General features: G+C 46.6%; 18 protein-coding genes and 1 pseudogene. 10 read left to right on the top strand and 9 right to left on the bottom strand.

Features of this window, described 5'->3' with window-relative positions; all coding sequences use genetic code 11:
* Positions 1 to 955, top strand: a 955-nt coding sequence (locus QUA16_RS16525) for a Calx-beta domain-containing protein (protein WP_333181251.1), incomplete at its 5' end; no start/stop codon positions are given.
* 459 nt (positions 956 to 1,414) lie between these two features.
* Here QUA16_RS16525 and QUA16_RS36950 read toward each other — a convergent pair.
* The 3 genes from QUA16_RS36950 to QUA16_RS16515 all read right to left on the bottom strand — a co-directional run bounded on the left by QUA16_RS36950 (position 1,415) and on the right by QUA16_RS16515 (position 2,264).
* Entirely contained in the window at positions 1,415 to 1,504 is a 90-nt protein-coding gene (locus tag QUA16_RS36950; protein WP_445252160.1) for a hypothetical protein, read from the bottom strand.
* Between the two features lie 116 nt (positions 1,505 to 1,620).
* Positions 1,621 to 1,824 carry a hypothetical protein gene (locus QUA16_RS16520; protein ID WP_333103496.1) on the bottom strand — a complete coding sequence of 68 codons (204 nt, stop codon included), beginning with the start codon at positions 1,822 to 1,824 and terminating at the stop codon, positions 1,621 to 1,623.
* A gap of 248 nt (positions 1,825 to 2,072) precedes the next feature.
* Positions 2,073 to 2,264: a hypothetical protein gene (locus QUA16_RS16515; RefSeq protein ID WP_333103494.1), complete on the bottom strand. Its 192-nt coding sequence runs from the start codon at positions 2,262 to 2,264 to the stop codon at positions 2,073 to 2,075.
* 319 nt (positions 2,265 to 2,583) lie between these two features.
* Here QUA16_RS16515 and QUA16_RS16510 point away from each other — a divergent pair, with 319 nt between their 5' ends.
* The 4 genes from QUA16_RS16510 to QUA16_RS16495 all read left to right on the top strand — a co-directional run bounded on the left by QUA16_RS16510 (position 2,584) and on the right by QUA16_RS16495 (position 7,905).
* The gene (locus QUA16_RS16510) at positions 2,584 to 4,311 is read left to right on the top strand and encodes a diflavin flavoprotein (protein WP_333103493.1); all 1,728 of its coding nucleotides are present in this window, start codon (positions 2,584 to 2,586) and stop codon (positions 4,309 to 4,311) included.
* 316 nt (positions 4,312 to 4,627) lie between these two features.
* Positions 4,628 to 5,257, top strand: coding sequence for a hypothetical protein (locus QUA16_RS16505; protein ID WP_333103491.1), 630 nt, complete (start codon positions 4,628 to 4,630; stop codon positions 5,255 to 5,257).
* Complete coding sequence (locus QUA16_RS16500; RefSeq protein ID WP_333103490.1) at positions 5,250 to 6,995, top strand: diflavin flavoprotein; 1,746 nt, start codon at positions 5,250 to 5,252, stop codon at positions 6,993 to 6,995. Before QUA16_RS16505 ends, QUA16_RS16500 begins: the two co-directional genes overlap by 8 nt.
* A 346-nt stretch (positions 6,996 to 7,341) precedes the next feature.
* Positions 7,342 to 7,905 (top strand): hypothetical protein, encoded by a 564-nt coding sequence (locus QUA16_RS16495; protein WP_333103489.1) that lies wholly within the window; start codon positions 7,342 to 7,344, stop codon positions 7,903 to 7,905.
* Positions 7,906 to 8,052: 147 nt separating this feature from the next.
* On the opposite strand, the gene pgsA is transcribed toward QUA16_RS16495, so the two are convergent.
* The 5 genes from pgsA to QUA16_RS16470 form a co-directional block, all read right to left on the bottom strand.
* Entirely contained in the window at positions 8,053 to 8,559 is a 507-nt protein-coding gene (pgsA, locus tag QUA16_RS16490; RefSeq protein WP_333103488.1) for a CDP-diacylglycerol--glycerol-3-phosphate 3-phosphatidyltransferase, read from the bottom strand.
* A 68-nt stretch (positions 8,560 to 8,627) separates the two neighbouring features.
* Positions 8,628 to 9,473, bottom strand: coding sequence for an ADP-ribosylglycohydrolase family protein (locus tag QUA16_RS16485; RefSeq protein WP_333103486.1), 846 nt, complete (start codon positions 9,471 to 9,473; stop codon positions 8,628 to 8,630).
* Positions 9,474 to 9,723: 250 nt separating this feature from the next.
* A complete protein-coding gene (locus QUA16_RS16480; protein WP_333181249.1) occupies positions 9,724 to 10,434 on the bottom strand; it encodes a sugar transferase in 711 nt (236 codons plus the stop codon).
* 274 nt (positions 10,435 to 10,708) lie between these two features.
* The gene (locus QUA16_RS16475) at positions 10,709 to 15,067 is read right to left on the bottom strand and encodes a hypothetical protein (protein ID WP_333103482.1); all 4,359 of its coding nucleotides are present in this window, start codon (positions 15,065 to 15,067) and stop codon (positions 10,709 to 10,711) included.
* A 546-nt stretch (positions 15,068 to 15,613) separates the two neighbouring features.
* Positions 15,614 to 15,874, bottom strand: a complete 261-nt coding sequence (locus tag QUA16_RS16470; RefSeq protein WP_333103480.1) for a hypothetical protein — start codon at positions 15,872 to 15,874, stop codon at positions 15,614 to 15,616.
* 652 nt (positions 15,875 to 16,526) lie between these two features.
* Here QUA16_RS16470 and QUA16_RS16465 point away from each other — a divergent pair.
* From QUA16_RS16465 to QUA16_RS16450, 4 genes and pseudogenes are all read left to right on the top strand, one after another.
* Positions 16,527 to 17,684 (top strand): annotated as a pseudogene (locus QUA16_RS16465) (RNA-guided endonuclease InsQ/TnpB family protein).
* Between the two features lie 393 nt (positions 17,685 to 18,077).
* On the top strand, positions 18,078 to 18,791 hold the full coding sequence (locus QUA16_RS16460; RefSeq protein WP_333103478.1) for a Crp/Fnr family transcriptional regulator: 714 nt from the start codon (positions 18,078 to 18,080) through the stop codon (positions 18,789 to 18,791).
* Positions 18,792 to 18,881: 90 nt separating this feature from the next.
* Positions 18,882 to 19,379 (top strand): universal stress protein, encoded by a 498-nt coding sequence (locus QUA16_RS16455; protein ID WP_333103477.1) that lies wholly within the window; start codon positions 18,882 to 18,884, stop codon positions 19,377 to 19,379.
* 250 nt (positions 19,380 to 19,629) lie between these two features.
* On the top strand, positions 19,630 to 20,385 hold the full coding sequence (locus tag QUA16_RS16450) for a DUF2232 domain-containing protein (protein WP_333103475.1): 756 nt from the start codon (positions 19,630 to 19,632) through the stop codon (positions 20,383 to 20,385).
* Between the two features lie 260 nt (positions 20,386 to 20,645).
* Here QUA16_RS16450 and QUA16_RS16445 read toward each other — a convergent pair whose 3' ends face one another.
* Positions 20,646 to 20,828 (bottom strand): hypothetical protein, encoded by a 183-nt coding sequence (locus tag QUA16_RS16445; protein ID WP_333103473.1) that lies wholly within the window; start codon positions 20,826 to 20,828, stop codon positions 20,646 to 20,648.
* 192 nt (positions 20,829 to 21,020) lie between these two features.
* Here QUA16_RS16445 and QUA16_RS16440 point away from each other — a divergent pair, with 192 nt between their 5' ends.
* Positions 21,021 to 22,976, top strand: a complete 1,956-nt coding sequence (locus QUA16_RS16440) for a hypothetical protein (RefSeq protein WP_333103471.1) — start codon at positions 21,021 to 21,023, stop codon at positions 22,974 to 22,976.
* Positions 22,977 to 23,009 lie beyond the last annotated feature (33 nt).

Below are 23,009 nucleotides of genomic sequence, written 5' to 3'. Positions count from 1 at the left end.
TACTCTTGACGGTTCGGCAAGTTCCACAGGCAGTGCACCGGATTACACTGGAACGGCGGCGGGGGTGTTGAATTTTGATGCGGGGCAAACTACCGCTAGTTTCACTGTGACGGCTTTGACTGATTCGATTTTGGAATCGCCGGAAACGGTGAATTTGGTGCTCTTCGGTGGCAATGTCGGCAGTAGTCCGTCAATTTTGACGATTAATGATGTGCCGCCAACTCCGGGGACAACTCCGACTCCAGCAACATCAACAGCAACCCAGTTTGTTTTTAGTGCGCCTACTTTCAGCACTCAGGAATCATCTGGCTTTGCTACGGTGACAGTCAATCGCATCGGCCCTAATACGGGGACTGCAACGATTAGCTACAGTACTCTTGACGGCACCGCCCTATCAACTGGAACTGCGGTTGATTATTCCTCTAGTGCTGGTGTACTCAACTTTGGCCCTGGGGTAACTTCCACGACGTTCAGCATCTTTGTCAATCCTGATACTGTGCCTGAAATGACTGAGACTGTTAACCTATTTCTCAACAACGGCCCCGTCGGCACTCCGTCAACAGCAAGACTAGACATTATTGACGGTAGCGGCGGTGCATCTGGCAATGTCTTCCAGTATAGTGCGTCTGATTACGGCACGATCGCCACTCAGGGGGGCGGCACAACGGTTACAGTTACCCGCTCAAGCGGCTTAGGTGCAGCATCGATTGATTATATTATTCTGGCGGGTACTCCAGGCAGCGGCCCTGCACCTGTATATGGTGACTACTCGCTTATGCCGGGCGGCCCCACTGGCGGCACGTTGTCCTTCGCCAACGGCCAACTCAGCCAAACCTTTACTCTTCGAGACAACCCATTTAGTACCAATAATGGGACTGTGCGCTTAGGTCTTGCTAACCCCACTGCGGGCTACAGTTTCGGCAGTACAGCGGCAACAAGTATCACTCTCATCTAAGGCTGTTAGTAGGGCGAGGAATCCTTGCTCTACTAATATATCCCCCAAGTAGTTAAATGCTTTTTATCAGTCTGATTCCTCACTACAGCTTTTTTCAAGAAAGTGAGGTACGCGGGTAAAATCTTCGCTGTGTGACAGTCGCTGGCACCGACAGCTAATGGGATTCACCTACAGGGCTGATTGTGGGCGACATCGACCCGAATCTCATTGCTGGTGCTACTTTCGTCACCTTCAACCCATTTGCTACTTCGGTCTGATAGCACCCTTTCAAGGTCGTACTCTTAGATGCTACGCGCATTATTCGAGTACGACCTTGAACTCTTGTATATGGAAATAATTAGATGGCTATTTGCCCTTGGGCGGGGATTTTTGAGATTGTTGGTTTGTGGTAATTATTGTTAGTAAAACCCGGTTCTAAAATTATCGCTTGGATATTAGTGTTTTTTTGCGCTTACCTACTTAATCCTTAATTTGTTGATAAGCTTGCTGACACTGTTCAAAGGTTGAGGCGTCAGCTTCCCTATTCCCAAAATATAGTTGCTCATGTATTCTTAGGATCGCGAATTAAATAATTTACACTCTTGAAAGTGGGATGGGCGTCCCGCCCGCCCTTTCTGGACGGGCGGGACGCCCATCCCACAAGAACCATCAAAATTCTAAGTTATTTAATTCTCATTCCTTATCAAAGTTTCGTAAGACACTGGCTGGGGTAATTGCTGGATTAATTGCAAATATTCGCCATCAGTGCGTCTGGGTTGATAAACTACGGTTCCCGCATCATTTAACCGCTGCAACAGCGCCATGTAAAGACAGCGGCAAGCTTGGCGGTATTTGCCTTGTTGCTGCAATTTTTGCGTCGCAACAACCACTCTGCTACCGACAAATAGTTAATTGTTTGTTTCGCACTTCCATCAGTGGTTTGATTCCTTTTTTTGAAAGTATGAATATAAAAACGTAACAGTTGCCAAATCTGCCAACTTGCCCAGACTGCGAGCAATGCTAAGATTAACCAAAAGATGGCTTTAGCGATCGCCCCCAAGATGGGGGAATCAAACCAAGATGGCACTTCGACATTCGGTATATTTTGGGCAGTTTTTAGTTCCCACCACTCCTGCAATCATTGTTGCGACTGTCCTAATTGCCAACCCAAATTAGTTTTATCAAACTGAGATATTGCACCATTCTCAATAAGCCTTTTATGAACAGGCAAGATGCCTGTTCCACAAAGAGTGAAGTTTCTTGTGGAACAGGCATCTTGCCTGTTCTTGAGAATGGTGCAAGATGTGATATCAAAGGAACCTTCGGACATAGCTTTACTTCACTGAATCGATTTTGCCCTGTGGATTTGGGATTTTTTTATTCGATCGTCTTACTGCACATTTTGTACAGCTTTTAAGTTGCTACTAACTAATTGACTGCTCGATCGCAATTTCCATGCAAAACTCACTACGTCGATCGCCCAACCGAGCGAACTTGGTTTCTATACCACATATATTAGCTTTTTGTCAATAGATAGATATCACTTTTGGGATGCTTAACTAAGTGATAGGAAATTTGATAAAGATTTACAAAAGAAACGTGTCAGAATGGAAACAATAAGGTAATGGGTAAAAGACAAGGAGGCACTGATGGTAGCGCTGACTGAACGAGTCCAACGCAGATTGACGGTGGAAAAAGTCGAAATTGCCCCTGATACAACGGCAATTCGATGCCTGGACTGGGATAGAGACCGCTTTGACATCGAATTCGGACTCAAAAACGGTACAACTTACAACTCATTCATTATTCGCGGTGAAAAAACAGCCCTCGTCGATACCTCGCACGAGAAGTTTCGCCAGCAATACATGGAAACTCTGACGGGGGAAATTGACCCCAAAGAGATTGACTATCTAATTATCAGCCACACCGAGCCAGACCACAGCGGTTTAGTCAAAGACGTGCTGGCGCTGGCACCCCAAGCAATTGTCGTGGGGGCGAAAGTAGCAATTCAATTTTTAGAAAACCTTGTACACCAACCCTTTGAGCGATTGGTAGTAAAAAACGGGGACAAACTAGATTTAGGAAACGACCACATTATCGAATTTGTATCGGCGCCGAACTTGCACTGGCCTGATACTATTTTCAGCTACGACAGCAAAACTCAAGTGCTGTTTACCTGCGATGCTTTCGGGATGCACTACTGTTCCGACAGCACCTTCGATGACGATTTAGCAGCAATTGAGGAAGATTACCACTTTTATTATGAGTGTTTGATGGGTCCCAATGCTCGATCGGTACTCGCTGCGATGAAGCGGATGGCAGAGTTGGGAGAAATTGGTACTGTTGCGACCGGTCACGGGCCGCTGTTGCGACACAATGTGGTGGAACTTACCGGACGCTACAAAAAGTGGAGCCAAGCGCAAGCTAAGGCAGAAACCACTGTAGCGGTATTTTACACCTCCGACTACGGATGGAGCGATCGACTCAGCCAAGCGATCGCCCACGGTATCACCAAAACCGGTGTCGCTGTGGAAATGATGGATTTGAGAATCGCCGACTTGCAAGAAGTCCGCGAACTTGTCGGTATCGCCGTCGGTATCGTGATTTGTTCGCCGCCGAGTAGTGGTACTGCTGCTGCGAATGCCGAAGCTGCTATCAACACAATTTTAGTTGCGGCTAACAACAAACAATCTTTCGGTTTGTGCGAATCCGGCGGTGGCGATGACGCATCGATTTACCCGCTGCGAAACAAGTTCAAAGAGTTGGGTTTAAAAGAGGCATTTCCCAACATTTTGATTAAAGAAACGCCGACAGAAGCGATTTATCAACTTTGCGACGAAGCCGGCACCGACTTGGGACAGTGGCTGACGCGCGACAAGGCTGTCAAACAGATGAAGGCCCTCGACAGCGACCTCGATAAAGCCTTGGGACGGATCAGCGGCGGACTGTACATCATTACCGCCCAAAAAGGCGAGGTTAGCGGTGCGATGTTAGCTTCTTGGGTAACTCAAGCCAGCTTTAAACCGCTGGGTTTAACAATAGCAGTTGCGAAGGATCGGGCGATCGAATCGATGATGCACGCGGGAGATAAATTTGTTCTCAACGTGCTCGAAGAAGGCAATTATCAAACCTTGATGAGGCACTTTTTAAAGCGTTTTGCCCCTGGTGCCGATCGATTTGCCGGAGTTAAAACTCAACCAGCAACCAACGGTTCTCCGATTTTGACAGATTCCTTGGCTTACATGGAATGTGAAGTAGTGAGCCGGATGGAACTTTCGGATCATCATATCGTATATGCGATCGTCGATAACGGCCGCGTATCCAATCCCGATGCACTGCCGGCAGTTCACCACCGCAAAGTGGGAAATCACTATTAGGATGTCAGTTGACGGTTGACAGTTGACTGTTGTCAGTTGACTGTTGGCTGTTGGCAGTTGTCAGAAGCAAGAGTCAACACACCCCCAACATATTAGTAAGGTGCGTCAGCCGATGTTTTATTCGACTTCATCATCGACTATCTACTGACGCACCCTACAATTAAAGTCTAGGACGCAACTGGCTACGCAAAAACTCTCAACGTTGGGTGCTTGTGGCGCACCTTACGGGGTTTCTGGGTGTTGGGTGCGCCCCAAGAAGCGACAAACCGGGCAAACCGTTGTCATTTAGACTCCATTTTAACGAGGGGAATTGCCAATGCCTGCCAATCTTTTAGAAGACCGAGATTACACAATTATTATTGCCAGAAGCGATGCCAGCAGAGACCCTCACCATCCTTGGTACGAGGAGTGGGTAGAAGCACAGGCATCTCTGATCGACTTAGCAAAAAAATGTCAGGAATTTGACAGCGACGGCATCACCCTTTACGAAGCTTCTACTCCTATGTGGAAGTATAAAAATTCAAATGTTGCCCGATTAGCTGAAATTTTGCAGCGACAAAATACGGAACCGGATTCAAAAAACCCGACTGCAAATAATTTGGAAGAAGCTCTGAAAGCAACTTTTAACGATTATTTCGCAAGCAAACCAAATCCCAAAGGGAAGAACGGAGCAATAATTGTTGCAGTCCTCGATCAAAAACCAGAAAATACCGCTGCTGTCGCCGAAATAATTGTAAATGCGGCCAATACAATAGATAAAGATGAAGAAATTGGAGTCAGCTTTATCCAAATTGGGGATGATTTGGAAACCAGGGAATTTCTGACTGACCTGGATACCAATTTACAGGGTAGAGGCGCAAGGTTTGACATTGTAGATACCAAGTTTTGGCACGAAATCAAAAGAAGTTCTGTAGTTCAGTTTCTCGTAGGTGCAATAAATGACTAACACTTTGACTCCCAGACTCGCATCGGATGCCAAACCCCGCGACGTGCAGTTTATCCCGATCGCCCTCGATACTTTTATTCTGCGATCGCGCACTTGGGACAGACTCAAATTTGAAGTCGAGTATTCGCTGCAAAAGGGTACCACAGCCAATAGCTACATTATTCAAGCTGACAAAACTGCTTTGTTCGACCCGCCGGGGGAATCTTTTACTCAAAATTATCTGGAATTTTTGCAGAAACGGGTGGACTTGACTAAGCTGGATTACATAATTTTGGGGCATTTCAATGCTAACAGGTCAGTAACAATTAAAGCTCTGTTAGAATTAGCTCCTCAACTAGCTTTGGTTTGCACGAATCCCGCCGCAATTAGTTTGCGCGCCGCTTTTCCCGATCGAGAGTTAAACATTATGATCGTGCGGGGAGAAGAAACTCTCAACTTAGGAAAAGGTCACGCCTTAAAATTCATCGCGACTCCGACTCCTCGCTGGCCAGATCAACTTTGCACCTACGATCCGCAAACTCGAATTGTGTTCACTGACAAACTATTTGGAGCTCACGTTTGCGGCGACCAAGTATTCGATGAAGGGTGGAGCGTTTACAGCGAAGATCGGCGCTATTATTACGATTCCCTGCACGCATCTCAGGCCAAACAAGTGCTGACTGCAATGGATAAATTCGCCGATTTACCAGCAGCATTTTATGCTCCCGGTCACGGCCCGATCGTCCGTTACGGCCTTAATGAACTGAGCAATTTGTATCGGGAATGGAGCCAGCAACAAAATTCCAAAGACTTGACAGTTGCTTTGATTTATGCTTCGGCTTACGGAAATACGGCGACTTTAGCCCAGGCGATCGCCAAAGGAATTACGAAAGCCGGCGTTGCGGTGGAAAGTATCAACTGCGAATTTGCCGAACCGGGAGAAATTCAAGAGGCGATCGAAAAATGCGCGGGATTTATTATCGGAACCCCGACGCTAGCAGGACACGCTCCGACGCAAATTCAAACTGCTTTGGGAATAGTTTTATCTACCGCAACTAAGAGCAAATTAGCGGGGGTTTTCGGTTCTTTTGGCTGGAGTGGAGAGGCGATCGACTTAGTGGAAAACAAGCTGAAAGATGCTGGCTATCGAATTGGATTTGAGCCGATTCGAGCAAAATTTAAGCCGACGGCGGCGACGATTCACGAGTGCAAAGAAGCGGGAACGGATTTTGCTCAAGCTTTGATTCGATCGCAAAAATTGCGGGCACCGAAACCGCAGTTAGCAGCCGGTAGCGATCGCACTGAACAAGCAGTAGGGAGATTGGTTGGTTCGCTGTGCGTACTCTCGGCGAAGCGGGGGGAGGTAGCGAGTGCGATGTTGGCTTCGTGGGTGTCGCAAGCAACGTTTAATCCGCCCGGTGTGACGATTGCGGTGGCGAAAGATCGATCGATCGAAGCTTTGATGTATGCCGGAGATAAATTTGTGCTGAATATCTTAGCCGAAGGCCGACAGTTGCGGAAGTATTTCATGAAAAACTTTGCTCCCGGAGAAGACAGATTTGCCGGAGTCGAAACAATGGAAGCTAGCAACGGCTGTCCGGTTTTGACTGAGGCTCTAGCTTATCTGGAATGCGAAGTGATAAGTCGGATGGAATGCGGCGATCACTGGGTAGTTTATGCAGCGGTTGAAAACGGTCATTTGCTGAAAAATGACGGCGTGACAGCGGTGCACTATCGGAAATCTGGGAGTCATTATTAAGCTACGGCTAGGACACGGCAATGCCGTGTCCCTACAAATATATTTAACTGGTTCCTAGGCTGTGCCTGGGAACCGATGTAAGCGAGGCTCTGCCTCGCAAGCTGCCATGAAAATTCGAGGCAGAGCCCAAGCATCTGTGTTACCAGGCAGAGCCTGGTAACGAGTAAAGCCACAAACCCAACCATAGTTTAAGGTTTAAACATTGCCTTTTATTTTTGTTTTCCGAGAGTGACAGAAGAGGGGTAAAACCCTCTTACTTTTCCTCTGTTATCATCCTTCTTCTGTCACTCTCCGAGTATTAAAATAAAGGTGTGAAAAGATACAAATTCTACAAATGAGGTATTATATGCAAAATACTAACCGAAAAAAATCCACAAAACTTGTGGTAGCTTTCTTAGTGGCGAGCTGCTTGCTCATAACAGGAGGCTTGTTGGCAACCCAAGCTACAATTTCTGAAGCGGCTACCAAACCAGAAGAAGTAATTTGGCGATGTTCTGCATCTGGAGGCAACCGCCATTATGTCGTAGACCAACTGAAGAAAGATGGGGCAAATTTCGATCTGGCTATTTATAAAGTAGGTGATAGGAGCGACCCTTTCGAGGAAAACCCACGAGATTACTTAGAAACTGCAACCCTCACCGCAAACATAGACCAAAATCGCGCCCTCACAGCAACAGGCAAAAGTAGCAAGGGAATGATAGTGGTTGAAGCGTTTGGCAGGACAGTAGCTTTCACCGTCAAGGAGGATGAAGTGCAGGCTGCTGCATCGGGGCGGTGCGATCGATTTTGGCAGATGGCTAGCAGTCAAGCAAGGCGAAAAATTCGAGAGTGCTTGGGAGCACTTGCCCGCGACAATGGAGGCAATATTTCACAAGTCGGGCGATTTGGATGTATGTTTTCCGATCAGTAGGAAACAATCAAACTCATTTAGCTGTTTACGAATTCGACTTTTTAGCCAAGACCAGCGTCATGCGATCTCGTCAGCATCACAAGCGAATACTTCCAGTTTACACCATAACAGCCTTGGCGGTTGCTATACCTTTGCAGACCCAAGTTACTATACCTTTTCTGGCCACAGATAAATAGCGCCAGAAATCAAAGTTAAAGTCACAGAAACCCAAAAAGCAATTAATGCGGGAAAATTCCACGCTTCAGACAGAGGAGCAATTAAAAGTGCGATCGCCACAATCTGACTTACCGTCTTCAACTTCCCCCAAATATTAGCTCCCGAAATCGTAGTTTTATTAACACGCCACCCCGCAATTGTCAACTCCCGACCAAAAATCAAAAACACTCCCCAAGCCGGGATTTTCCCCAACTCAATCAATACCAAAAGCGGCGCGAGCACCAACAATTTATCCACCAAAGGATCGAGAAACTTTCCCAAATCGGTAATTTGATTCAGCTTCCTAGCCAAATAGCCGTCCAGCCAATCAGTAGCCGCAGCTACCACAAAAATTGCGGTGCAAATCCAGTGGCTTTGCGCGCTTGGGTCGTACAAACCGTAGAGCAGAAAAGGCACTCCCAGTAAGCGAGAAAACGTAATCAAATTAGGCAAATTCATAATAGCAAGAAGTTCGGCAACGCGCAGTGTATCGGGATTTAACGGATGTAACAGATATCAGGAAGAAATCAGAAGTCGATCGTGCAATTCATTAACTGTCGATCCAGTTCTATGATATAATCTCTGCCGTAAGATTGATTTTCTAATCCTTGTACCAGATATTCTGGCAGGTCTTGGGCAATTTCACTGCTACAGGAACCAGCCGCTAAAGCAATAGTGGCTACTGTATCGACATCTCCAGAAAAGGCAATGCAATCTTGGAGCAGTTTGCTCATACTATCATTTCGCACGATCGCAGTAATAGCTGCTCTAACACAGACCAAACCTTTAACGCTGACTTGTCCTTGCCAAGGTATCGACCACTCACCAGCTACGTGCCTTTCTAGAAAATTTCCCAAATTCTTCTTTAAACCTAGCTGATAAATAAAGTAATGGGACATCAAAGCGGCCGCTATAGCTGCTTTAATGCCATCGGGAGTGTTGTGAGTAATTGTAGCTTGAATGGTAGCATTTTCGATGACTTTTTCAATAGTAGGAAAAATGCCAATGGGGCCTGCTCGCATCGCAGATCCGCTTTTATCGCTAGCGGAGTGAATTTTTTCTAAGAATTCTTTTCCGTCTTGAACTTGTAGCAAAAAATTGTAAAGTTTGCCAGCATAACCAAATCGCCGATCGCGGTGAAAAGCTGCAACAAATTTGCTGGCTAAAAGTTCCGGCGTCCAAGGTTCTCGGCTGACGATAGCTTCTGCGATGGCTAAACTCATCTGTGTATCGTCGGTGTAACATCCAGGCGGGATATCGTGACGGGGATGCTTGATGTAGCCGTTGAGATTGTTGTACAATTCGATCGTCTGCTGGTCAACAAATTCAAAACCCGCACCATAAGCGTCACCAATCGCTAATTCTATTAACATATATTTAATCAGTTCCCAGCTATTTCATCCCCAGTTTTTTCCGGCTCTACCGAACTTGCTATGCTTGATGTGTGCTAGAAACAGCCAATCGCGTGATTGGGCAAGGGTTTAAGTTTATGATAGTTTTCTTTTTATTAATTTTTAGGCAAACTATCTCTACATAAGCGTTTCCGCGATTTCTTACATACTAGGTTCGGTAGAACCTTTTTCCTAAAATAATAAAAAAAACAACCCAAAACAACTTACCTATCTAACACGCACCGTTTTTGCTGAAGACCACCCCAATTGTTTTGCAAATCAGAGTGATGTCGTAGACAACAGACCACTTGCCCTGATAGTCGAGATCCATGCGGACAATTTCGTCAAAGTCTTTAACTCCAGACCGTCCGTGGACTTGCCACTCCCCAGTCATACCGGGTTTGACATTTAAACGCTGCCAGTGAACAGCGTCATAGGCAGCAACTTCATCAGGAGTGGGCGGTCGAGTTCCCACTAAACTCATGTCGCCGACTAACACGTTCCAGAATTGAGGCAACTCGTCCAAACTCGTGCACCGCAAGAAGCGGCCGACGCGGGTAATTCGCGGGTCATTTTCATTCTTAAAAATGTGACCGTTGGCTTGGTTGTTAACTAAATGTTTGAGCTTTTCTGCATCGACAACCATCGATCGAAATTTCCACATTCTGAAATGTCGCCCTTGGAAGCTGCAGCGGACTTGACTGTACAGCAGCGGGCCCCGATCGTCCAACAGCATCGCCACTGCCACCGGCACCGCCACCACTGCAGCAATTGCCAGTCCCAGCAAGGAGCCCAAAATATCGATCGACCGTTTTACCTTGCTCGTTACGGATCGGTGATGCTGTTGTTCTGATACACAGACTCTGTAAGTAAATTCTTGAAAAAATAAGGACAGCATTTCTGATAATGAGGATTTCGACGAGGCACCCATCGGAAATTTCATATGATTTGTCTCAACTTTAACGATCTCTTACGTCCATCTTATTAGCCATCCCAAATCAGCAGAACCTGAAATACTCAGCTTTGCACAATCTTTAAAAACCCATAACACTTTTATAAAGTTTCTATGTGTTTTTTCTAAAAACGTATAAATTTTATGTAAACTTACGTAAATTTACAAAAAAAAGTTAGTCCTAGACGCAAAAAAACCAGGTTTCTACAAGGAATCTTCCCGGAAGACAGGGAGGGTGCTACTGAGAAACCGGGTTTTTTGCCGTTTAGCGATAAATATCGGTGCGAACATCCCAAGCAAGTGTTAGCGGCTCTAACAATTTTTGCTGGCTGCTAGAGGCGAGTTTGCCTAAATATTCGCGAACAACAGAGGCGTGTTCGAGATTCAAACGATAACCCCGTGAGACATCTTCAAAGAAAAGCGGCTCAGCCCAAATTGCTTCCCAATCAGGATTTTGCCTCGACTCCTCGGCGAGCAGCATGAAATCTTCCTCCGCAGGCACAAGTCCCGCCGGCAAATTTCCTTCCAAAATCCGCAAAATTCGGGGTTCGCAGGTGCGGGTATTCACGCCTTGGCGTTCCAAAAACTGCAAAATTTCCTGAAAGCTCAGAGTTTCCTCACCCAAAACCTGCATTAATTCCCACAGCAGAAAAAAGTCGCTGTACTGCTGCTGCGACACATCCAAAATGTGAGGATAGAGAGCCAAACTCGCTAACCCGCAGGCAACTCGACCAATTTTTTGGGGGAAATTTGTACTTTGAGATACAGAATTTAATGCAGAATTGTGAATCTCAAAAATATCTCGATCGCCCTGCAATTCCTGGTCTTGAACCACGATCGCATTCGGCAGCTTCTGCCGCAACCAGCGGGCAATCGCAGCCCAAGCACCCATACCCCCCGCACAAATCGCCTGATTAATCCCCGCCGGCGACATTCCCGCGCGGCTGAGCAAAGCATTCAATTCACGATTCAACTGCTGTACAAAAGGCACTAAAACCAGACTTTCCAAATCTTTGCGCTTCACATCCCAATGCTGCTGGCCAATATCCAAAGCAAAACTTTTTTGATGTTGCAAAATAACTTTTATTTGCCTTGCCGCCTCTAACAATTGCAGCCCAAAAGCAGAATTTTGTAACCGCTGCTGCAATTGATAGCGACTCGGCAAATCTGGATGGCCAGGACGTGGCAAATCGATCGACATTCCCCAAGTTTCATTTTTAGCCAACAACTGACAGATAATATCCTGATCGAAAGCATCCCCAGCAAAAGCAAAACTCTGGCAAGTAAAATCAGCACGACTTAAATCTTGAAGATTGGACGGCAACTCAACTAAAGCTAATTCCACCGTCGCCGCCCCCGCATTCAAAATCAAAGTTCCGCCGCTAAAAGACGAAGCATTCACAGCCAGCGGTGCAGCTTCTTCACCGCCCTTAGCAGAATCCACGGCTGACGACTCGGCTTCCATGTTATTTTTCACAGGAGTTACAGCAGCAAGCAAAGTGGCGATCGCATCTTCCACCACAAAAATTTGCGAACCAGAAGCCACCAGAGACGCGCCCAAAACCGCCTCCCGCAGATTAAACATATAAACATCCGACCAGCCGGCCGGAGTCCCCAAAATTACACCCTGCAAGTCTAAAAGCGCCGCATCGAGAGTTTCTGGCGTCAGTCCCGAAGCCCTACAAATTAAATTAGAAACTGGCAATCCTACAAAATTCGCCCTTGGTGTAGAATCCAAAATTTCCCCCGATTCGGCAAATTTTTGTCCCCGCAAACTCGGATTCAAAGTAGCCAGCAGTGCCCGCACACCTTGCAGCGGCAAGGCGATCGAAAAAGCCTGCAAGGGCGACCACTGCAACAGCGGTTCGTACATCCCAGCAGCCTCCCGCTGATAAGGAATGCCCACCTTTAAAGGCAATTTAAAATTTTCCAGTAAAAATTCTCCGACAGGCAAAGCCTGGGGTCGGAATCCCACCGACTTGACTGTCACCTCTGACCCCGGGCTCCCTGGGGCTGTTTGGGCCAACACCGCAGCCGAGGGAATCCGACAACTGGCGTCTGCTGCCCAACCCTCAGCCTGCGATGCTTCCCAGTAAATCGGGTGCAATTCGCCGCTGGTGCGATCGACCAAAGCCGCAGACAGGCCGCTGGAACCAAAATCAATGCCTAAATACCAGCTAGAATTCCGGCGTTTTGGGGATGGGGCGATCGCACCAGCGGCAGAATGCCCAGGCGAGTCTTGCTGCTGTGTCCCGGCCAACTCGCTAAAATCGGTTTTCCCCTCAACAACTCCTGCTTTACTCTCTGTCGAAATTAGGTTTTTTTTTTGACTTTCTGGAGGACTCGATCGCAGTTCGTTAGTTTGTGCAGTTTCTGGAGGGGGTGAATCAGTCAAAGGTCGATCGGTCTCGGTCAAACTAGCCAAAATCTCGTCTAGCGTCAAATTCGACTCGTCTTCCTCAGTAAACAAATCATCCTCAAGTTCGTTTTCCAAAACAAAGGGTTCATCATCAGAGGAGAGTTCCAACACATCGGAGAACAAATCCTCCAGCGTGCCGAGTTCTTCCTCTGCCACCTCCGCAAAGGGATTTGTTGCACTGCCTTCGGGGGAACTCGCCGATAAATCCAAGCTGTTAGCGACTGAGAAATTCGATCGCCCGAAGCTAGTATTTTCCAATCCCTCCAGATTGTAGAGGTCTGCCTCCAGCAGTTCCAGAGTATTGTTGTCCAAATTTAGAGCTCGATCGAGGTCATCTTCTAATTCCTCGACCGGCAGCAAATCCTCGTCCGGCGAAGCTTGGATGTAGGCATCATCGAGCTGCTGCGAGGATGAGTCGAACTCGCCAGTTTGAACGTCACCGGCACTCGGCACACGGGACTCGGCACTGGGGTTGTTTGGGCTAATTTCTGCGGGCGTTCTCAACGGCAAAGGTGGCGATTCAGGCATCGCAGCGTCGAACTGCTCGCCTTGGTTGTGACCCGTTTCTAGATTTTCTCGATCTTCCGCGTCAAGTTGCACCTCGGCGGTTGAGGCTGGTGCTGCTGAAACTTGAGGTACTGTTGTTACTTGCGGTTCAAATAAATCGGCACTATCTAAAGTTAGAGACTCTAGAGAATTACCCATTACCAAGTCTGCATCTTCATCTACTAAAATCTCTTCCAGAGATTCGCCTTCATCCAGCAGATTTACAAACAAATATTCGGTCATTTTTAGCGATTCGGCAGTTTCCTCGTCCGCCGACGCTCGATCTTGTACACCTTCACTTTGGGACTCAATTACAGTATTTTCTACGGGGGTACTTTCGATTTGTAATTCTACTTCAGGAACCGCTTCTCCCGCGAACAAACTTGCATACAAATCCTCAATATCTTCGCCTTTTTCTGTTAAGCTATTCTCCGATTCACCGCCAGAAAACTCAGTTGCATTTCCCGATGTTTCGGGTGCAGAACCGAACAAATTATCTTCCAACTCCGGGAGCAAAATTGGGGCTTGAATGCGATCGCGGTCGCGCCTCAACTGTCTGAATTGCGGAGAAATTTCTGTACCGGCGTAGGGAAATCTGTCTTGTTCTCTGAATTCGCCGGTGCGAATTTCCTGCACCGAGTCTCCAGTCTGAGTCTCGGCGGCTGAGTGCTCGATCGCAGTATTTGAAGGGGCGGGAGCGACAGAAGATCGATCGGCTGCAGTTGGGGTGACGGTTTCGAGATTATTTGCTAAATCGATCGGCTGTTGAACGTAGGAATAAGCTTCTCGCCCCAACTGTGAGGCCAAGTGGTTGACCAAAGTCGCGAACATAGCCTCGCTCTGCTGGCTCAAACCGTACATATTTTCAAGTTCTTGTCTCAAGGAAGCTTGATAGCCTTGCAGATTTGCTTGCAAAGCCTCGAACACGATAGCCATCCTAGAATCGAGACTCATCAGCAGACTGTCAGCATGAGATTGGAACAGTTGCATTTGCTCCAACCTCTGAGCCGGCGTCAGCAGCGGGTGTTCTTCTGAGGTTTGTCGGTTAAGTGTTACGTCAATAGCCGATTGTTCATCAGGCGCACTGCCCAAAGAGTATGGGGCTGAGATGCTTTGCAATAACTGATTTTCTAGGGAACTTAGAATTTGGGAGAAATCGCTAGTCAAGGTTTCTTCCAAGCGGGCAGTCAGTACCTGCAAGAATTCAGCAATGATTTGCTGTTGGTTGGCTTGTTGCTGAGCGAGGGATTGTTGCTGCTGCCGTTTTGCTTCTAGCTGTTTGATTTCTTGAATTAGAGCTTGTTGCTCTTGCCGCAGAGCTTCTATGTCTTCTTGGAGCGGCCCTGTCAGGCTGGAACGCAGGTGGCTGATTTCTCCGGTTACGGCAAGCATGATTTGCTGTGCGGCTGAGGGGCCTGGGGCGGGCAGAGGCACTTTGGGTACTGGAACTGGTTCGGGGCGGACATTTGGGCGGGCGGGGGCTTTTGGGGCCGTTAGCTTTGAGTCTGAGGAAACCAGATAAGCGCGAACTCGCTCTAAAAGTTGGCGCTGGTGGACAGTATCAAGAGAACCCGTCCAAGGCAAGCGGGGTGCGGGCTTGCTGAGTACCTCGTCTATCTCAGCAATCAGTGCTTGAATTTTGTACTTCTGAGAATTCAAGGGCGGAACCTCTGGGAATGCGGCTTGGGAGAAACTTTACCGAAAAAAGACTGAACTCAGGCGGCAGCGATGCCAATAGATAGAATAATCTGAATGCGAGTCAGTCAGTAATTCACTAATATTTTCTGACCGAAGAACGAGACGCAAGCCCCCGGCCCCGGCCGTGGGGATAAGTCGGTAGCGGTTTCAACCGCCTTCAGTGTTTGATATAATTTGAGTAGCAAGTAAGAACAACCATCTACGTGAGGAATCATTCTAGTACGGAGAGATCCCGGCAACGGAGATATCCGCCTTTGATGCGGAATACTTAAAGGGCAAATAATGGCAGAGTGAGGAGCGTACCTATCTGGCTTTTGTGGTGGACTCAGAAAGCGAAAATAATTTAAAAGTAAGCGCAATTGCAACACCTCTCCTGCTGGTAGTTGTTTTGAGCGTGTAGGGGGACTTTTGCCTGTCCCTTTCAAGTTCGTCTTGAAGAATCCCCCGGATTGGGCCGTGGGGAGTGTCAAAACTGTTAATTAACGTTTTGTCTTCGGATAACTTCTATTATTGCCTATGATAGGTTAGCCGGTACTTCCGCACCAAATGCCCGCTTCTATCAAGTGCAAATGCTGTCAAATTCTGCGGCTCAGGGGCGAGTTTCCTGACCCGGAGGCTGATTCCTGCTCGGAATAGCTGCGATCCCCACAAACTTTTGCCTTCACCTGCTTGAACGGCGGGCCGCACACTGTCACCGCGTGTTTCGTTAGCATGGCGGCGCGCCACTGTCTCTTCATCTTTCACCGACTTGGAAAAAACCTCAAACAATTTGCGATTTGGGATGCCGGGATTTGGGATTGTCCCCGTACAGTCGGTTTGAGTAACCTTTTATTATAGCCTTTTATCTGTATTTATGGCTAGATACTAATGGTACAATAATCTTGGGGTAGCAGAAAAGTTGGCTGGGAAGTGGGTGGGTTTCGCTCGCCAAGAGCGCCAGTCTTTAGGCTCGCAAGGGCTGTGGATTTTGCCGATGTGCTGACATTGGCGAGGTTCTAGGCAGTTGCTCGGATTTGGGATCTGTCTGCGGTGCTTGCAGGCTTGCGATCGTGGATTCTGCCTTCTCGACAGCAGGGCCTAGTGACCAGAGAAATGGGTACAAGCCTCCCCCTTCTAGGGGGACTTTCAATGAAGATGTCTTCAGTGAGGAGCAATTGCTAGGATGATATTTTCCTAGACTTTTAGGTAATACTCATGACAATTGGTGTAGACTGAAGTAGCCTGCATAAAACCATCAGTAATGATGACTTGGACTTTCTCTCACTTCTCTCAAGCTTTCGCTTGAGAGCATCTCTGTAATCCTTGCGGTTCGAGGTTGGTCAAAACCAGTGAAGAATACAGTCTGAATAAACAAGCTCCTATTTATTCAGAGTGGCTGTAGAATGGTTATATGTTGAATCTAACCTAGGAGTACAAGCTCATTCCCACCAACGCGCAACGCGAAACATTCGACCAGTGGCTGAACATCTGTCGCAAGGTCTATAACTTTGCGTTGCGGGAACGGAAGGATTGGATCAATTCTCGCAAGTGTGATATCAACTCGTGCAGCATCAAACAGGAATACATCATCCCTGCCGATGCACCGCGTCCAACCTTTGCCCGTCAGTGCAAAACACTGGCCCAAGCAAAGAAGTCAATCCCCGAATTGAAGCTCCCTCACACCCATGTCTTGCAGCAAGTGTTGCGCCAGTTAGAGGCGACGTTTGTGGCAATGTGGGATCGTGGGCACGGCTTTCCTAGATTCAAAAAGCGGATGCGCTCCGTAGTGTTTCCTCAATTGAATCTAGAATCTGTTAAGCGCTTTAATGGCATCCATTGGGTCAACTTGCCCAAGATTGGAAGCGTCAAAATGCACCTATCGCGCCCAATCCCTGAAGGCTTTGAGGTCAAGCAAATCCGCGTTGTGAAACGGGCATCTGGCTACTGGGCCATGCTTACTTTACAATGTAAGGTTGAAGTGCCTCAAGTCTCGGCATCAGGGCATGGATTGGGGATTGATTTAGGGCTAGAACATTTTTTGGCAACGTCTGATGGTGAATTGATTGATAGACCTCGATTCTTTGTGGGTGGACAACGCAAGCTGAAATCGCTGCAACGTCAACTGAAACGGAAGAAGTAAGGCTCTAGGAAATTTCGTCAGCTTCACCATCAAATTGCCAAACACCACGAGTACATCTCGAATTCTCGGAAAGACTTTCACTTTAAAACCGCTCATCATTTGTGCGATGGAGCCGAGACCGTCTTTGCCGAGGACTTGAATCTCAAAGCCATGTCAGCCGGGATGCTGTGTAAGCACACCCTAGATGCGGGGTTTGGGCAGTTTCTCAACATTTTGAGTCATATCTGCTTTAAGCGAGGTGTGTACTTCGCCAAGGTAGATGCTCATGGTACTAGCCAGACCTGCCCAAAGTGCCAAACCCATACAGGTAAAAAGGAACTGTCTCAAAGGGTGCATCAATGTCAAACCTGTGGTTATGAAACGAATCGAGATGTTGCAGCCGCCCAAGTGGTTTTGCAGCGTGGATATACAGCGGTGGGGCACATCGAGCGTGAATTTTGGGGAGGGCAAGCTACATGAGTAGTCCCTATGAACCAAGAATCCCCTCGCCTTTAGGCAGGGGAGTTGTCAAAACAAATCTCTCAGCAGTGTTAAGCTTGTCTTCGCGAAGTGCTTGTCTTCGGTAATTCGATCGGCTCAGTCGTTTGCCACATTGCTAAAATTTTGTTAATAAAATTTGCTCAGTGGTATATATCTAAAAAATTATGGTATATTCTTTAGTTTCTAGCTCCCAATCAGAGCTTGAGGCCATTAATTCCCATATTGGGCCTTTGACCGCAAAACTTTAGAGGTAAAATTGCCGATTTTAGATCCTTGTTTCTCAAATCTTGAATCTCAAATCGAATGACTCGGCTGCAAGCTATTTCTAACTGCCCAGCGCAGCTCAAGCGCGTAAATTAAAATGATGGCCTCATGGAAGACCGCTTTAACACCCGAGATCCGAATTCTAATATAAATCAATTGATAGTTTCTACTCCGTTTTTTGCAGGATTACCCGATCCTGTAATCGAGAGAGCAACTCTCCACATCGTTACCCGCAGTCATCCGTCGAATCAAGTGATTTTACTCGAAAATGACTGGGGAACATCAGTGTATTTTATATTGGATGGTTGGGTGAAAATTCGCACCTACAACCTAGACGGAAAAGAAGTAACACTGAATATTTTAGGGAAAGGAGAATTATTCGGGGAAATGGCCGCGATCGAAGAAGCACCGCGATCGACAGATGTGATCACCCTAGCCCCGACACTGATCGGCAATATGCCATCTCAGGATTTTGTGCAGCTTATTCATACCGAGCCGCTAGCAGGCATTCGCCTAGCTCAACTGATGGCGCGTCGCTTGCGACAAGTCAACCGCCGCCTGCGTTTGCGAGAGTCCGACAGTACCTCGCGAGTAGCAGATATTCTATTATTTTTGGCAGAGGGGCAAGGCAAAAAAATCATGGAGACAGGAGGTACAGAAATACCGAACCTGCCACACAGAGAATTGAGCAGCCTCAGCGGGCTGGCTCGCGAAACAGTAACGCGAGTGCTGAGCAAGCTGGAAAAAAAAGGAACTATTCACCGCGAACGTGACGTTTTGTGCATTCCCGACCTGCACGCCTTAGAGCGTCTGTTAGTCTAGAAGTATCAGAGTTTGCTTTTATTGAATCTAATTCAAAAGCACTCTCTGTTAACTAACTGATATTAATGATTTCCCGCAGGAGGTAAAGCTGTGAGTTTTAAGAAAATTTTCGCTGCCTTAGATGATTCTGAACTGGGCCACCGCGTCTTTACTCAAGCTTTAGAATTAGCTCTGAACGATCGCGCCCAGGTGATGCTATTTAACTGCGTTACTGTCAACTCGCTGGGCGAGACGGCAGTGCCAATTCCGGTAGATTTGGGCATGAATGTCGAGTTAATGGATCAAGCTTATCAAGCTCAACGTTTGCGGCTGGAAAGCGACGTAAAACACGCTTCGGGTTTGCTGAAAAATTACTGCGACGCCGCAGCAAAAAAAGGATTGCAGGTAGAATTTGACTGCAAAAAGGAGGGCGATGCGGGGCATTGTATCTGTGAAGCCGCCGAAAATTGGGGCGCAGATTTAATAGTGTTGGGAAGGCGTGGCCGCACGGGGCTGGCAGAAGCTTTCCTCGGCAGCGTCAGCAATTATGTCGTTCACCACGCATCTTGTTCGGTTTTGGTGATTCAGGAAGCCAAAATCGAAAAATAATGCTGCTGAAAATTTTTGCTGAGAAAATCCATCTAAAATAAGACTTGCGTTCGTACCTAAACCCGGTTTCTGCGAGCCATATTAAATTTGGCGGCGGGGCATCCAAACAGTGAAACCGGGAATCAGCCGTATGGGGCGCAAGTCCCCTAAAATCTAAAATCTAAACTCTAAAATCGGAAAATCGGGAATCAGCCTTATCGGGTGCGAGCCCCGTAAAATCTAAAATCTAAAATCTAAAATCTAAAATCGGATGAGTGATTTTTTGTCAGCAGATGCTGCGCCTAATTCGGGTAGTTCACCCAGTACAAATAACGAGCCGCAAACCGCCGATATTTCAGCAATGGCTGGCGATCGTACAAATCCAGATCCTGGGAAGCGCCCCTCTGGGGAAGCGCCTTTAAGGCTGGTAGAAACGGCTTTTTTGGCAAGTACCGCTAGCTTAATTTGGCTGGTAAATTATTACTTTCCGCTGGGGCCTTTGCTGCGGGTTTTTTTCCCGATACCCATCGCCCTGGTTTACTTGCGCTGGGGCAACCGAGCAGCTTGGATGGCAGCTTTGGTATCGGGTTTGCTGCTGTCGGTACTGATGGGCCCGACGCGGAGCATTTTATACGTGATGCCTTTTGGAATTATGGGAGTTGCGCTGGGAGGACTTTGGAGGCGCAAAGCGAGTTGGTCACTCTCTATTAGTGTGGGTGCTCTCATTGGTACTGTCGGCTTCTTTTTTCGGTTTTGGCTGCTGTCAGCGTTGGTGGGTCAAGATCTATGGGTTTACGTAACGGCCCAGGTAACAGAGATGGTGGAATGGGTGTTTGTGAAGCTGGGCTGGCTTAATGTACCGAGTTTGGACACAATTGGGGCGATCGCGGCCGGGATGATTTTAGTTAACAATATTGTCTATTTATTTGTAGTGCATTTAGTAGCTTTGCTGCTATTAGATCGTTTGGGAAACCCAATTCCGCGGCCGCCAAGCTGGGTGCAAGTTTTGATAGATTATGAAGAGTAGTTATTAGTCCTTATACCAATTAAATGGGTATAACTAATTATTTTAAAAGGAGTCGCCCTCGCACTTAAAATTTTGAAGAACACGTCCTGGGTGATCGTCTTCCACTTTATAAGCGCGAACCCTATCAACTTGCGCGATTTTACTTATACGGTTCTAATTGAATCCTGACCAACTTGTGAGCCAATATCGAGTTGATTAGTAGCAAGCCCTTGTATTTGTGCAGGCACACTAAATATAGCGGGTCTGCGTAAGTCCTGGATTTAACGTATCATCATTCCAGCGCTGCTTCCTCCTAGATTTTTCGTTTTTACCGTACTTTTTAGTACGGCTTCAATTTTAGCTTTTGTGCAGAGATCCCGCGATCGCCCCTCTCTTCCCGAAAACCCCTTTTTCCCCGAAGCCCTTATTATTACCAAAAGTGCGATCGCACTTCTCTCAATCATAAATTTCTCTCCGGTATCCAATCCGATCAATAGTAATCACCTTTCAATCATCCTTCCACGAACACAAAAAACAGTAGATTGACAAAATTCACACCGTCTTCTAAGATCAAAGACGATTCCTAATACACCGCCAAAACTTAACAAATCATCCCTCCACAAGTTAACAATTTAATATAATAGGCTTTGACAGCAATGGTTCCATACCTAATATCATTCTTCTACGGTATTTGCCTGCTTTTATCCCTCATCGGTTGGGGGAAATTCCTCAACCACATTCTTTTTCCCAACCAGCGAACGGACTGGGGACAAAGAGCAGGTTGGGGTCTAGCCTTGAGCCTTATCATTGGCGGTGTATTAAACGCAACTTGGAATATCTCGCCACCCACAATTTTATTTTTTTTAGGTTTGGGACTGATTTATTGTCTAGTAGATTTGGTAAATCACAGACAATCAATCGCCAGCAATCTCTCACAGCTATTTCAAGAAAGTCGCAAAGATAAAATAGTCTTAGCAGGCATTGCGACTGTCAGCCTACTGATTTTGATCCAATACGCGGGATGGTTGTATACAGGCAGACTCAACTTTGCCAACATGGTTTATGCTGACGGGTTTAATACCAGCGATGACTACCACGCTTACTTAGTATTTCCCCACAAAATGCTGCAACTCGGTTCTATGGGCCTAGAGCCTTTTAGCGAAAGAAGAATAGTATCTTTGGGGGGACAGTCATTTCTCCATACTTTCATTGTCAGCGTACTTTCTGACACTAATTTAAACATCATAGACCCGGGTTTAGCGCTGATAATTACGATCGGACTAATTATCGGATATTTTAAAGAACATCCAGCCTCGACTAGACGAGTAATATTTACAATTTTATTTGTCCTATTGATTGCTGTACCCAAGGCAAACACTACAAGTAGTATGCTGCCTGTAGCTTTATTTTTAAGTTTGTTTAGAACCATTGACAACAAAGAAATAGACTACAACTACTGGGTTTCTAATGCTTGTATTATCGCTTTAATCTCCGCCGCAATTTGTACGTTAAAATCTTCTCTAATTCCAGCCTCGGCTATTGTATTGGCAGTTAGCTACCTTAGCTATTTTATTAGTTCAAAGACAAAACAAAAAGTTGTTTGGGAATTCGCGCTGGCGACAGTATTAGTAGGAATCTTTCTCCTACCTTGGATGATTTCTTTGTATCAATCTTCAGGTACTTTATTGTATCCTCTTTTGGGAAAAGGCTATCACGCCTCCGCCTACGGCATTACTTTCAAATCAGGTTCGACACTCTTGGGAACTGTTAAAACAGCCCTCGCATCATTCAGAGGTATTTACGTTTTTATACTGATATTGCTCGGCTGCTTGAGCTTAAGTATCCGACCTCTGAAATTTGCTAATTTACCAGCAGAATCCTCGTTCTCGAACCGTCAAGCACCTTTCTCTATGACAGTTGCAGCGCTAGTGGCAACTGTTGTTGTAGGCGTACTTACCGAAAATGCCGACCCTTTTCGCTATTCATTCTCTCACCTGTTTCCGGCAATTATCATATTAATTATGATTGCCATGACCGATACAGGAGGGTTAAATACAAACGGGATTCCTAACTTTTTTATTGCCGCTGTATTTTGTGCAGGTCTTGCAATCAGCTACGAGTGGGATATAACTAAAAATACTTATTCAGCTTATGTGAAAAATATTAAATTCGGACTAACGAATCCATCTTTAGTTTCAGCTAAGCAAAAGTTGCAGTATGCAGCGCTGCAACAGTCTATTCCCCAGGGAGAAACAGTGTTAACCAGGCTAGATACACCTTTTATCCTCGATTTTAAACGCAATCAAATTTTCCTAGCTGACTGGCCCGGAGGAGCAAGTTTGCCTCCCGGAATGCCTGTATTCAAAGGCCATGAAGCTTTAGCGACCTATTTAATTTCAAAATCTATTCGATACATAGCTTATTCGTCTTGGAGTCTCAATCATCCGCCAAATTTAGATACTTCAGGGCCTGGATTGTCATCTTGGTTTAGACTGCAATCACAACTTGCTCACGACTTTCGGGATAACGTGCAACAACTAGCAAAAACGAGAAATAAGCTTTATACAGACGGAGAAAATTTTGTGCTGGATTTGGGAGTTCAGCGTAAGTAGCAACTATTTAGATGACATAAAAGAGCAGATTAG

Source organism: Microcoleus sp. S13_C3 (assembly GCF_036700905.1).
Classification (GTDB): Bacteria; Cyanobacteriota; Cyanobacteriia; order Cyanobacteriales; family Microcoleaceae; genus Microcoleus.
The sequence above is the reverse complement of the archived record's forward strand: the minus strand, read 5'-3'. Positions and strand labels throughout refer to the sequence as shown.